Source organism: Chryseobacterium sp. YR221 (genome assembly GCF_900176315.1).
In the GTDB taxonomy this organism is placed as follows: Bacteria; Bacteroidota; Bacteroidia; order Flavobacteriales; family Weeksellaceae; genus Chryseobacterium; species Chryseobacterium rhizosphaerae.
In genome coordinates this window covers 251,558-264,141 of the sequence record NZ_FWXM01000005.1, presented here as the reverse complement: position 1 = coordinate 264,141, position 12,584 = coordinate 251,558, and the positions used below count along the sequence as shown (strand labels likewise).

The following is a 12,584-nucleotide window of genomic DNA, read 5'->3' as shown; positions in this document are numbered from 1 at the left end:
TAGAATAACGGTAACATTCAATATCTATTTATTTTTTATTTCTAAACACTATAATTATCATCGCAAGGAGAGGGGCTAATGAAAATGTTCCGTATAATACTAAGGATGCATTTTGGGTACCTTCAAAACCTCCGGGATTTGTGATGCCTCCAATATTTGACACGAGACCTGCCAATGCAGCTCCAAAAGCTGTGGCGATGAGCTGTACTGTAGTTACTGAAGTTGAAGTCAGTTCCTCTTCTCCCTTAGGAGCTAAAGAGAATACTTTGGTTAATAAATGGGGCCAGCCGGCTCCGATTCCCATGCCTATGGCAAACAGGAAAATACAGGTTAAAACAAGCTTTGTGGATGTTGAGGTGATATCCATAGGAAATGAAATGATAGTGAGCCCGGCTAGACCTATAAGCATGAGGGTGCATCCGGAGAGAATCAGCTTGTTGGAAAAATCAGCCTTCACCCCCGAAAATAGTATAGAAGAGAGAGTCCAGCCGATAGCGATAAGTACGGTAAGGTATCCAGACTGTATCGGTGAGAATCCATTAAGTACCTGAGCAAAGTAAGGGACAAAAATTTCAATGGAGGTTGCAATTGTCAAAAGGGACATAACAGCATATACTTTTCCTAAAGAGGAAGAGAGGCTATAAGAACCGGAGGGAAGAAGACGGACTTCTGAATTTTTATTTTCTCTGATCTTTACCATATACAGGAAAAATAAGGCAAGAACTACTCCGGCAATATTGACTGAACTATTCTCAAAAATACTTCCGGCCGAAACAGAAAAAGAAGCAAGAACAAGCATTAAAAGTTTCAAAAAAGGAATGGAAGGAATCTCCTTTGCACGTTTTGTATTAGGAAGAATGACGGAAGAGATGATCAGTATAACCAGGCAAATAATCAAAAGAACTCCAAACGCCCACCGCCATTCATTTTGTTCCGCAAAAATACCCCCTATAAACGGCCCTGAAAAAGCAGCAATACCCCACATTCCTGAAATGAGTGCCATAGCGCGGGGCCATAAATTTTCCGAAAATACAATTCTGATCATGGCATATGACAATGCAAACAACAATCCTCCACCAAGTCCCTGTATAAAACGGCCTAGTAGTAAAATAGGCATTGATGAAGCCAGGGAGCAGACTAAGGTTCCCACTGAAAAAACCAGAATGGCCACCTGATAAGATTTTCTGGGCCCCAGCTTTGATATCCGGTTAGCAGAAATAACAGAGCCGATAACGGAAGCTACTACAAATAGAGTGGTATTCCATGCGTAATATTCTAATCCTCCAATTTCTTTTATAATAGAAGGCATCACTGTTGTAGCAAGATAAACATTGGTCGCGTGAAGCATAACCCCCAATGCCAAGGTGACGGCTTTTATTCCGTTTCCATTAGAAAATAAAGCATACCAGGAGGTATTTTCTATAGCTGTTGATCGATTGTTTGTACCCTTCATATGATGTGATAATATAAGAGTACAAATTTCAGGACTAAGCCAAAGAAAGGCAATATCTAAACTGCGGTTTATCTGTCACATTTTACGGTTGACAACGATATGTATTAGGATTACTGCCGGTATTGTTTTTAAAAAAACGGGTGAAATAGGAAGGACTTTCGAATCCCAAAATATAGGCACATTCCTTGACAGAGCAAGTTGTATGCTTTAATAAATATTGACTTTCCAACAATAACCTTTCATGGATAAGTTGTAATGCCGTATATCCGGTTTCTATCTTGATGACTTCTGTGAGGTGTTTGGCCGTAATCCCTAAAAAAGAAGAATAATCTGCTACTGTTTTCCAATGGGTAAAATTTTTGTCAACCAGTTTTTTGAACTCATAAGTGATCTGATAATTACGATTCATATTTTTTTTGAAGCCTAGCAAACAGAATTCGCAAGCCCTGTTGTACTCATATAATATTTCTAATGTGATCAGACGCACGAGATCCAGATGATAAGCTGACTGCTCTGTCAGTTCATTCCTGATGGATCTGAATTTTTCCAGCACACGGGGGAAAGAATCATCCAGAGTATAAACAGGAGGATAGTCGGTATTCAGTTCTAAAAGTTCATCTACAATCCCTTCCCGTACAAAAGTTTTATTGAGAAATGATTGATCAAAATGTAATTGAATAACTTCCAGATCAACGGAAGGATTTTCGGTAGAAAAAATTTTACCGGGCGAAAGAATAGAAATCATATTCGGGCCAAGCTCAAAACTATGATGCCCGATTTTAACCAGTGTGTTTCCTTTCAAGCATAATAAAACCACATAATAATTGTTTTTTTGCGGAATAGCTGCCAGAAAACGGTCAGTATCCTGGGTATAAAGGATTTCAGGATTCATATGGGATTTATTGAAGATTGATCCATTCTTCATAGGTAAGTACTCCCAGCTCTGGTTTTCCTTCACCCTCCAGAATTGAAATAAACTCAAGTTGGTTGCCATCCGGATCATTAAAATAAATGGCCAGGGCCGGCATCCATGCAAAAACCATTGGCTGAACGGTGCCGTTCTTTAAAAAATTATAAGGTTGTAAATTTTTAGTTTCTAAAAATTTCACAGAATAATTCAGGATATCTTCTTTATGGCTCGTAAATGCAAAATGTCTGGTTTGAAGATTCTCTTTTTGCTCCCATAATCCCAACATAAATTTCTTGTCCTCTCCAATCCACAAAAAGGCGATAGGTCTTGTCTCATCCCTGTGTGCTAATTGTAATCCTAATACTTTTGTATAAAACGCTACTGCTTTTTCCAAATCGCTTACCTGAACATGTGTTTCATATAATCCTGTAATCATAGTTCTAATTTTTAATCATCACAAAGCTAGACAACCGATACTTAAAAAGCTGGTATCTGTGATTTTTTAACGTGAAATGAATGATAGACGGTTTTTATAATGTATAATGTATAATGTATAATGTATAATGTATAATGTATAATGTATAATGTATAATGTATAATGTATAATGTGATCATTAAACATCATTTTCTCTGTTAATAGAAGTGAGCTTGGCTGCTTTTCAATAGGATGACGACAAGATATAAAAATAAAGTGCTTAGATTTTTATCAGTAATCCACCATAAATTTCCGATAAACACTCAGTTTCTTATGATTCAAAATAAAAATGCAAAAAAAAATTTAATAAAAATATCTACGCAAAATGATTGCGTAATGAGGTATTTACTTTGCATCAGAAATTAGAGAGGAAGATATAGATTCCCAATGTTTAACAAAAAAACAGTAATCATGAAATTTAATTTTTTAAGAAAAGAGACTAAAGTAGTTAGGAACTACGAAGGTGCAAAAGCATACGTGATGACACCTGCAGAAGAATTATATAGCGCTGTTGTTACAACAGGACTGTCCAATACATCTTATGAAAAAGGAAATGACAGGTTGGAAAGAATCCAGTCTCTGATTAAAAAAAATGATCCGGAGTTTGTGGCGAAATTAGCGGTCTATGCAAGAAGAGATATGTACCTGCGTTCTATACCATTGGTTTTGACAACTGAGCTGGCAAAGCAGACTTCAGGTACGGATTTAGTAAGCCGGACAGTGGATGGCATTGTTCAGAGAGCGGATGAAATCACAGAGCTATTGGCTTACTACCAACTTGCCAATGAAAGAACAGAAACAAAAAAACTGAATAAATTATCAAAACAGATTCAGAAAGGTTTGGTAAAATCATTCAATAAATTTGATGAATATCAGTTTGCAAAATACAATAGAAAAGCTGAAATCACATTAAAAGATGCATTGTTCCTGGTTCACCCAAAAGCTAAAGATGAGAACCAACAGGCTGTTTTCAACAAGATTGTAAATGGTACCCTGGAAGCTCCTTATACTTGGGAAGTTGAACTTTCAGTATTAGGGCAGAAGAAATTCGCTACTGAAGAAGAAAGAAAAGTAGCCTTCAAAAGCAAATGGGAAGAATTGATCTTCAGCAATAAGCTGGGCTATATGGCAACCTTGCGAAATCTTAGAAATATTTTAGAAGCGGGAGTGTCATCTTCAGCAATGGATAAAGTATGCCGGTACTTGGCCGACGAAAAAGCGGTTGGTAACTCAAAACAGCTACCATTCAGATTCCTGGCAGCTTATAGAGAGTTGAAAAATACTGATTCTCCATACTTGTCCTCTCTTTTGGAAGCCCTTGAAAATGCAGTAATGATAAGTGCAAAGAATATTAAAGGCTTTGGTTTTGATACTTCAGTGGTCATTGCAGCGGATGTTTCAGGTTCAATGCAGAAACCGGTGTCCAATAAGAGTAAAGTCCTGTTGTATGATATAGGATTGCTGATGTCTATGATCCTGCAGTCTCAGTGTAATAATGTAGTAACAGGTATATTCGGTGACCGTTGGATGCGTGTTCCGATGCCCAAAAATAGCATTTTAAGAAATGTTGATTTCTACAAGCGTGAAGGAGAAGTGGGCTACTCTACAAATGGTTATCTCGTTATCGAAGATTTGATCAAGAGAAAGGAAAAAGTGGATAAACTAATGTTGTTCACAGATACCCAGATGTGGGACAGCCATGGCTTGAAAAACTCTTTTGAAGACTCCTGGAACAGGTACAAAACCATAGCTCCGAATGCGAAGCTGTATATTTTTGATCTGGCGGGTTATGGTAGACAGCCTCTAGAGGTCAGAAAAAATGATGTATACCTTATTGCAGGTTGGTCAGACAAAATTTTCGATGTATTGAATGCATTGGAAGACCAAAAATCGGCAGTAGAAATGATAAAAAAAGTAGTGCTGTAAGAGGCACTGCTTTTAAAATAAAAGATAATAAAAAATAAAAAACAAACTGCGTAAAAAGAATGCGTATTTAGCTTGTAATTTTGCAGTAGTAAAATACCGGTGCCGTAAGAAAAGACGTTCTTCGAATCCAAACTGACAGAGTCTTTCACCACATTGCCCGGTATAAAATAACCAATGCCGTTGATAAGAGTTCCATCGTCAACTTTTAATTGAATACCATACACTCTTATTATTCATTGCTTGGTTTTTAATAAAAAAATAAGTACGTAAATAGAATGCGCAGAAGCTGCATAAATTTGTAACAAGAAATTAATAACCATGAAATTATTATAATCAATAGTAAAGGGGTAAGTGCCGTAGAGCAGAGTTACTTCGTTAGGGTAACAAAAGTACAGGTTCAAGTCCTGTTCTGTGGAAGCAGATGGTGTAAAGATAGCACCTTGTTAATACGTCTCTGTTTGAATCATTGCCTTGCTCAACTTATATCAAGTGTCGTTTTAGGATCATACTTCGGGATTTTAATCATTGGGTCGCAGGTTCGAATCCTGCCTTCTCCCCCGAAAAGGAAAGGTAGCTCAGAAGGTAGAGCAAATGCACGACAGATCCTAAGAATATTACCTTGATTATATCAGAAAGCACAATGACTGATGAAAAATAAAATACATACTCAAGTGTCGTTTTGGAATCATACTTCGATTACACATCATAAGGTCGCAGGTTCGATTCCTGCCATCCCTGTTGTAAACGGGATGTAGCTCAGAAGGTAGAGCATATGGAAAAGAAAGATTCCGCAATTTTACCTTGAGGTAATAAAGAGTGCCGTAGAGAAGGCTTACTTCGGTTTAATTTGGTTCAACTCCAGAATAGGTCATGAGAATGATCTTATAAAAGTCTTCTCTTATTTTTTGCCTCTTTTTATTAAAAAAAACTAACAAGTGCCGTAAAATAGTGTTACTTCGATTATCACGACGGGGACACGGGTTCGAATCCCGTCTCTTTCACAAAAGATTACGATGTATAGTAGGAAGAGTAGCTCAGGGGTTAGAGCACGACATCACTTTTTGCTTATTGCCTTGTTTTATAAAAAAGAAAAGCTGGAAGCTGTAAGACATCTTTGTATCATAATTTTCTACAATGTCCGATTGATTGTTTTCTTTCAGACTTTTACAATGTCCGTCTTTGCACTTTCAGCTTTATTTTAATAATAATATAAGTGTCGTTAGGAAAAATTTCATCGTTACGCAACTATGGGAGGAATAGCGAAATCGGTAACTCCGGTAAGGCTATCCGGTTCGATTCCGGCTCAACGTACAGCCCGCTTTTTCCTTATCATTACCTTTATAAAAAAATGCCGGTAGATTATTTACCGGCATTTTTCGTTGTATTTTCAAGGTCTTCCTCAAACATCATCTTCCATTTTGAGAGTGTTGTTCTGCTTATTTTATATTTTTTAGACATATAACTGGTAGAATGCCCGTGCTTCTTTTGATATTGAAGAAGCTTCAGCATTGTCTTTTTGTCGTATGTTTTTAGCTTTTGGTTTTCTCTGGACTGCTGGAATAATTTTTCATTAAACTTCAGGACATCTTCAGACGTATTCAGCTTTTCAAGAAGCTCTTTGATTTTTGGGTCTTGTAATTTCTCAGGATGTTCCAGTGTAAGCATATCATGATAAATCTTTTTGTAATTCGGGCGCATTCTGTATCTGTTTATCCGTTAGTATTATCAACCTTTTGAAGCCATCGGTGGAGTGTGCTTTTAGGAATAGAATATTCTTTAATAACATCAGTTTGTGTCATCTCCCCCGAAAGAATCCTTTTCATGATAAATTCTTTAATCTCCTGAGTGTAAATATTTTTTCTGAAATATGGAATTTTATCAGATTTCTGCTGGTTTTTATTTACTGCAGAAGGAGGAGCATATAATATTAAGTGAGAACTATACAGTCTGAAAAAATCATACTCTAATAATTTGCTCCATCGTAGAAGAATATCTGCCTCTAGTGATTTTTTTTCGTACATCTTTTCAACAGACTCTTCATCCTTTCCCAAAAATTTACATATTCTCTCAATAGTTATTTCATTTTCATCAACTCTCTCCTTAATAAACTTTCCGATATGGATCTCTTTGTATAACATTTTTATTGAATATTATCTTGATTAAACTTATGTATGCATTGAAAAAATAGGCAGTATATATTAAAGTAGGGACGAACGGATTGGCTTGATTTTGAAGTCAATAGAGTATTGGAGTAATAATGCTCCAAAAAATGTTCAAGATGAATTTAATATCTTAAAAGAATGGGGGCATTGCCACTTTAATTGATCTTAGAATATATTTCTTATTTTCATTTGGTTGATCAACTCTCTTCTCTTTCAAACCTCTTTTTTCTACCATTTGTGTAAATAATATATAACCTATTAAAGTTTCTTCATGCAATTCTATCTATTTAAGTAGTTATTTACAAGGGGTATGTGTTTTGATAACAAAAACTTTACGTAAACATTCCCTATCAATAGTAAATAATTTGCTTAATTGTTTTCAAATTTAAACAAAAATTGGAAGTAAGCAGAATAAGAATGGTAAAAAAGTTTATTTATAGTAAAATTTTAATTAAAATTAACATATTGTATAACGGTGGTGTGAATTATTTAAAAAGATTAGAAGAAAGATCAAAAGAAAATAATTGTATGCCATTGTACAAGTACATACCTTTGTCTATCAATGAAAAATACCATAAGCTTATTCGATTTTTCGAAGAAAATCAATTATAAAAATGAATTGTTGGCAGGCTTTACCGTAGCCATGACCATGATTCCGGAATCTCTTTCATTTGCTATTCTGGCGGGGCTTTCACCACTTACAGGTCTTTATGCCGCTTTTATAATGGGACTGGTAACAGCCGTTTTAGGAGGACGTCCCGCAATGGTATCAGGGGGAGCCGGTGCTACCATTGTTGTTCTGATTGCATTGATCCAATCTCACGGGATAGAATATCTTTTTGCAACTGTAGTATTGGCGGGCATATTTCAAATGCTGGTAGGAATCTTTAAGCTGGGGAAATTTGTCAGGCTCATTCCACAACCTGTTATGTATGGATTTCTGAACGGATTGGCTATTATTATCTTTATGGCACAGGTTGAACAGTTTAAAATTACAGGGACTAATGGAGCCGTCAGCTGGCTTCAGGGGTTTCCTTTATATATTATGGGTGGATTGACTGCCTTAACGATTGCTGTCGTGTATTTTTTTCCAAAGATCACAAAAGTTGTACCCGCTTCTTTGGTTGCTATTATCGTAGTATTTGCAGTGGTTCTGGGCTTTAATATTCCCACAAAAACAGTGGCTGATATTGCCCATATAAGTGGAAATCTTCCCAGTTTTCATATTCCGCAGATTCCTTTCTCTTTGGAGACTTTGCAGATTATTTTTCCGTATGCCCTCATTATGGCCGGAGTAGGGTTAATAGAGTCACTACTGACATTGTCTATGGTGGATGAAATTACAAATTCAAAAGGAAATGCCAACAAAGAATCTGTTGCACAGGGTGTTGCCAATATGACCAACGGCTTTTTTGGTGGGATGGGTGGCTGTGCAATGGTGGCACAGACACTGGTGAATCTCAATGCAGGATCAAGAGCCAGGTTATCAGGGATTATCGCTTCTTTGATGATTCTGATGATCATCCTGTTTGGAGCTCCTGTTATTGAAAAAATCCCTATGGCTGCGTTGGTAGGAGTAATGATGATGGTGGCTATAAGTACTTTTCAGTGGGTTTCTATCAGAATTATTAATAAAATGCCGAAATCAGATATCGTGGTAGGAATTACAGTGGCTCTGATAACGGTCATTCTGCACAATCTTGCATTGGCAGTTTTGGTGGGGGTCATTATTTCTGCATTGGTTTTTGCCTGGGATAATGCTAAAAGAATACGGGCGAAAAAATATACGGATGAAAACGGGGTAAGGCATTATGAAATATATGGCCCGTTATTTTTCGGTTCTGTCACAGCATTTTCGGATAAATTTGACCCAATAAATGATCCTGATGAGGTGATCATCGATTTCAAAGAAAGCAGGGTAGTAGATATGAGCGCCCTGGATGCTCTTGATAAGCTGTCAAAGCGGTATAAACAGGAAAATAAAACATTATACCTTCGCCATCTTAGTGAAGATTGCCACAAAATGCTTAAAAATGCTGAAGCCGTGATTGAAGTTAATATTCAGGAAGATCCCACATATAAAGTAATGCCTGAAAAATAGGTGATTGTCAACCGTGAATTTTGCTTCGCAAGCTAGCGGTGCTATGAGTGTAAATGAAGAGATTGACAAGCGTAGCGTATTGACCGTTCACGACTCTTAAAATAGGTATTCATAAATTAAACAAGGACCGTAAAAAGAAAATTACGGTCCTTGTTTTGCTTTTATTTCGTTCCATAAATCATAAAATATCTTAAAACAGGGAACTAAAGTAATGCATTTCTGATAAATATTTTATCTTTGGGAATAAGTAGAAAACTAAACACTTTTTGATGATTAATAAAATTTAAATCTTTTTCAAAAAAGCTAAATAAAACTTTTAACTAAAACATATTGAAAACAGATATCGACATTCATAACCACTGTCATTTTTCCTTTGACTTGTGGCTCACATTAATCAAATCTCATCCTGAATTTAAAACAAAAAGAGTTGAGCTGTTCTCCTCGTTTTTTAATGTTGACAAACCCATAGAAGACGTTGCCAAAACTGTAAAATATTACGATGATCTTTGCAATACAATTAATGAGGTAACAGGAGGTAATATAGATACCTTTGAAATCTATCTGATGATCTTGGGCGCATTGAATATTGATATAAAGCTTTTAAATAAAGAAAAACTGAACGAATTTTATATTAAAAGCGAAGCGCTTTTTTTAGAATACAAACCGGTAATTATTTTTGAAAATATCCATGATTTTTTTGACGATATCAAAAACCAGGGTAAAACCATTAATGTTCTAAGCAATACCGGATTTATCAAAGGTAAAACGATGAGGAAATTTTTGATTCATGAAAATCTGGATCAGTATATAGATTTTCATATCTACTCCGATGAGATAAACTGTTCCAAACCGAACCCACTTATTTTTCAGGAAGTGAAGAATAAGATTAAAGATCAGGATATTCCAATGCATAAGATTCTGCATATCGGAGACAATCCTGTGGCAGATTATAAAGGAGCGAAAGACTTCGGTTTCAGTGCATATTTACTTAAACACTAAAATAAACATGAATACAAGATACAGCTTACACCACATTCATTCTGCAGATGAGTTCACTTTCTCACCGGCAGAATACAGCTATTTCAAATATGGCGATAAGTCGTATGCTGAAAAATTTGCAAAGGAATTATTCGAGGGGTTTATCTCTCAGAATAAAGAGATTTTAGATACAGATAAAGAAATTGTGGTACTTCCAAGTCCATATATGGCAATTCCTACTGCTTCCAACTTTTTATGTTTCTTCTTTAAAAAATACCTGGATTTTTATCTCTTTCAAAAAGGAAAAAAATCAAGTGTTTTATCTAAAATCAATAGAAACCATACCTATATTACAGATTATGGGAATCTTAATTTTGAAGATCGTAAAAATCTGATTGCCAATGATACTTATTATATAGATAAGGATTTTTTAAGAGGAAAACTTTGTATTTTTATAGACGATATAAAAATTACCGGAAGCCATGAATATACAGTGAACAGAATCCTGAATGAATATAAGGTAGAAGCTGATTTTATGTTCCTGTACTACGCTGAACTGATGAATTTTGACCTTGATCCTAAGATTGAAAACTATTTCAATTACTATGCAGTACAAAATGTACATCATGTTGCTGAAGTGATGGGAAAATCAAGTTTTGAATTCAATACAAGGATCGTGAAATATATTTTAGGCCTTAATTCAAGTAATTTTGATTATCTTACGTCTAAAGTAAAAAAAGAACAGATGGACCTTCTTTTGGAGCTGGCCATCAGTAACAATTATCATTTAATAAAAGAATACGAAAATAACATCAATACTTTAACACAAACGGAATTATATTATGGCTATTAACTTACAAAAAGGACAAAGAGAAAACATTAACGCACCTAAATTTACTGTAGGTTTAGGATGGGATATCAATAATACTTCTACAGGAACAGCATTTGACCTTGACGCTTCTTTATTTTTATTGGGTGAAGACAAAAAATTAGTGTCAGACAGCCACTTTATTTTTTATAACAACCTTGAGTCGCCGGATAAATCAGTAATTCATACCGGGGATAACCTTACAGGAGAAGGTTCAGGTGATGATGAGCAGATTAAAATCGATCTTACAAAAATTGATGCTGCCATTCAGGAAATTACAGTAGTCGTTACTATTCACGATGCAGATGCTAGAAAGCAAAACTTTGGACAGGTAAGAAATTCTTTCATTAGAATTTTTAATTCAGATACGAATGAAGAAATCTTAAAATATGAACTGGATGAAGATTTCTCAATCGAAACCGCTGTAGAGTTTGGAAGAATCTACAACAGAAACGGAGAATGGAAATTTGAGGCTGTAGGAGCAGGACAAAGAGACGGCCTTGAGAAGTTTGTATCAATTTATCAGAAATAAGTATGGATAATCAGGAAAATCAACCCATAGATCCACTAGGATCAATTGAACCTCTTAAAACATTTGAACCTACGCCAATGGCTCCGCCGAGTCAGCCTGTTCAAAATGCAGCACCGGCAGTTCTTGTAGACAGAGAGGGAAATGTAAGCCTTAGTCAGTTGCAGCCGGAAGAACGCCAGAAGTACGAGCTTCTTGCCAACTCCATTGACGAAGCTAATCCAGGATCTATTGTGAATTTTGGAGCTGAGCTTCAGAAAACATTATCGAACCAGAGTGACAGTTTCTTAGGAAATGTAAGAAGATCAAACTCAGGAGAAGTAGGTGTACTTATCAATGATCTTTTGGTAGAGCTTAATTATGTAGACGTAGAAGAGCTTAATGGAAATAAAGTAAAGAGTTTCCTAAGCAAATTGCCTTTCATGAAAAAGATCATGACTCAGGTGGAAAACCTATTTACAAAATATGATAAGATCATCAATAATATTGAGCAGATCTCTTATAAAGTAAATGCGGGGATCATTACTTCTACAAAAGATAATGCTGTATTGCAGACTATTTTTGAAAGTAATGTAAATTCCATTAAGCAAATAGAAGAGCTGGTAATTGCTGGAAATGTAAGAATGGAAAGAGCTGCAGGAGAGCTTGCCTTGATGGAAGCCAGCCCTGAAAGCTATCAGGACTATCAGATTGCAGATAAAAGAGATTTCATTGCAAGATTAGACAGAAGAATGGCTGATCTTAAGGTGGTACGTGTCATCATGATGCAGTCGCTGCCACAGATCAGATTAGTACAGAATAATAATGTTTCTATTGCTGAAAAAGCACAAACAATTCTTACCACGACACTTCCGGTATGGAAAAACCAGCTTTCTCTGGCTGTTGCCATGTACAGACAGCAACAGAATATTGAAATTCAGCAGAAAGTATCTTCCACTACTGAGGCTATCTTAAAAAAGAATGCAGAACGTCTTGGTCAGAATTCAGTGAATGTAGCCAGAGCCAATGAACAGACTATTGTATCTGTAGAAACACTAAGAGAAACAACTTCAATGCTTATCAATACGCTAAACGAAGTGAAACAGATCCAGAAGCAAGGTGCTGATAACCGAAGAAAACTGGATCAGGATCTTCAGACATTGGAGCATGAATTAAAAGCTAATGTCAGAGGTTAATTAACAG

Annotated in this window: 11 protein-coding genes; 6 read left to right on the top strand and 5 right to left on the bottom strand. The window is 35.9% G+C overall.

The window, feature by feature from the left end; translation table 11 throughout:
• Positions 1-28 precede the first annotated feature (28 nt).
• From B8967_RS16250 to B8967_RS16240, 3 genes are all read right to left on the bottom strand, one after another.
• Positions 29-1,453 (bottom strand): MFS transporter, encoded by a 1,425-nt coding sequence (locus B8967_RS16250; RefSeq protein ID WP_084086762.1) that lies wholly within the window; start codon positions 1,451-1,453, stop codon positions 29-31.
• A gap of 82 nt (positions 1,454-1,535) precedes the next feature.
• Entirely contained in the window at positions 1,536-2,345 is an 810-nt protein-coding gene (locus tag B8967_RS16245; protein ID WP_084086761.1) for a helix-turn-helix domain-containing protein, read from the bottom strand.
• 7 nt (positions 2,346-2,352) lie between these two features.
• Positions 2,353-2,799 (bottom strand): VOC family protein, encoded by a 447-nt coding sequence (locus B8967_RS16240; protein WP_047489409.1) that lies wholly within the window; start codon positions 2,797-2,799, stop codon positions 2,353-2,355.
• A gap of 450 nt (positions 2,800-3,249) precedes the next feature.
• On the opposite strand from B8967_RS16240, the gene B8967_RS16235 reads away from it, so the two are divergent.
• Positions 3,250-4,764, top strand: a complete 1,515-nt coding sequence (locus tag B8967_RS16235) for a TROVE domain-containing protein (protein ID WP_084086860.1) — start codon at positions 3,250-3,252, stop codon at positions 4,762-4,764.
• 1,359 nt (positions 4,765-6,123) lie between these two features.
• On the opposite strand, the gene B8967_RS16230 is transcribed toward B8967_RS16235, so the two are convergent.
• Positions 6,124-6,462 (bottom strand): hypothetical protein, encoded by a 339-nt coding sequence (locus B8967_RS16230; protein ID WP_047489406.1) that lies wholly within the window; start codon positions 6,460-6,462, stop codon positions 6,124-6,126.
• 11 nt (positions 6,463-6,473) lie between these two features.
• The gene (locus B8967_RS16225; RefSeq protein ID WP_047489403.1) at positions 6,474-6,902 is read right to left on the bottom strand and encodes a transposase; all 429 of its coding nucleotides are present in this window, start codon (positions 6,900-6,902) and stop codon (positions 6,474-6,476) included.
• 586 nt (positions 6,903-7,488) lie between these two features.
• Between B8967_RS16225 and B8967_RS16220 the strand changes: the two genes are divergently transcribed.
• The 5 genes from B8967_RS16220 (at position 7,489) to B8967_RS16200 (ending at position 12,577) form a co-directional block, all read left to right on the top strand.
• On the top strand, positions 7,489-9,027 hold the full coding sequence (locus B8967_RS16220) for a SulP family inorganic anion transporter (protein ID WP_084086760.1): 1,539 nt from the start codon (positions 7,489-7,491) through the stop codon (positions 9,025-9,027).
• Positions 9,028-9,357: 330 nt separating this feature from the next.
• A complete protein-coding gene (locus tag B8967_RS16215; protein WP_084086759.1) occupies positions 9,358-10,026 on the top strand; it encodes an HAD family hydrolase in 669 nt (222 codons plus the stop codon).
• Between the two features lie 7 nt (positions 10,027-10,033).
• On the top strand, positions 10,034-10,858 hold the full coding sequence (locus tag B8967_RS16210; RefSeq protein WP_084086758.1) for a phosphoribosyltransferase family protein: 825 nt from the start codon (positions 10,034-10,036) through the stop codon (positions 10,856-10,858).
• Positions 10,848-11,405 carry a TerD family protein gene (locus tag B8967_RS16205; protein WP_047489391.1) on the top strand — a complete coding sequence of 186 codons (558 nt, stop codon included), beginning with the start codon at positions 10,848-10,850 and terminating at the stop codon, positions 11,403-11,405. Before B8967_RS16210 ends, B8967_RS16205 begins: the two co-directional genes overlap by 11 nt.
• Before the next feature lie 2 nt (positions 11,406-11,407).
• Positions 11,408-12,577 (top strand): toxic anion resistance protein, encoded by a 1,170-nt coding sequence (locus B8967_RS16200; protein ID WP_174772382.1) that lies wholly within the window; start codon positions 11,408-11,410, stop codon positions 12,575-12,577.
• The last annotated feature ends 7 nt before the right edge of the window (positions 12,578-12,584 follow it).

Excerpts from the sequence above, each read along its gene's own strand:
- B8967_RS16250 (WP_084086762.1), bottom strand. The coding sequence starts at position 1,453 with ATGAAGGGTACAAACAATCGATCAACAGCTATAGAAAATACCTCCTGG.
- B8967_RS16245 (WP_084086761.1), bottom strand. The coding sequence starts at position 2,345 with ATGAATCCTGAAATCCTTTATACCCAGGATACTGACCGTTTTCTGGCA.
- B8967_RS16240 (WP_047489409.1), bottom strand. The coding sequence starts at position 2,799 with ATGATTACAGGATTATATGAAACACATGTTCAGGTAAGCGATTTGGAA.
- B8967_RS16235 (WP_084086860.1), top strand. The coding sequence starts at position 3,250 with ATGAAATTTAATTTTTTAAGAAAAGAGACTAAAGTAGTTAGGAACTAC.
- B8967_RS16230 (WP_047489406.1), bottom strand. The coding sequence starts at position 6,462 with ATGCGCCCGAATTACAAAAAGATTTATCATGATATGCTTACACTGGAA.
- B8967_RS16225 (WP_047489403.1), bottom strand. The coding sequence starts at position 6,902 with ATGTTATACAAAGAGATCCATATCGGAAAGTTTATTAAGGAGAGAGTT.
- B8967_RS16220 (WP_084086760.1), top strand. The coding sequence starts at position 7,489 with ATGAAAAATACCATAAGCTTATTCGATTTTTCGAAGAAAATCAATTAT.
- B8967_RS16210 (WP_084086758.1), top strand. The coding sequence starts at position 10,034 with ATGAATACAAGATACAGCTTACACCACATTCATTCTGCAGATGAGTTC.
- B8967_RS16205 (WP_047489391.1), top strand. The coding sequence starts at position 10,848 with ATGGCTATTAACTTACAAAAAGGACAAAGAGAAAACATTAACGCACCT.
- B8967_RS16200 (WP_174772382.1), top strand. The coding sequence starts at position 11,408 with ATGGATAATCAGGAAAATCAACCCATAGATCCACTAGGATCAATTGAA.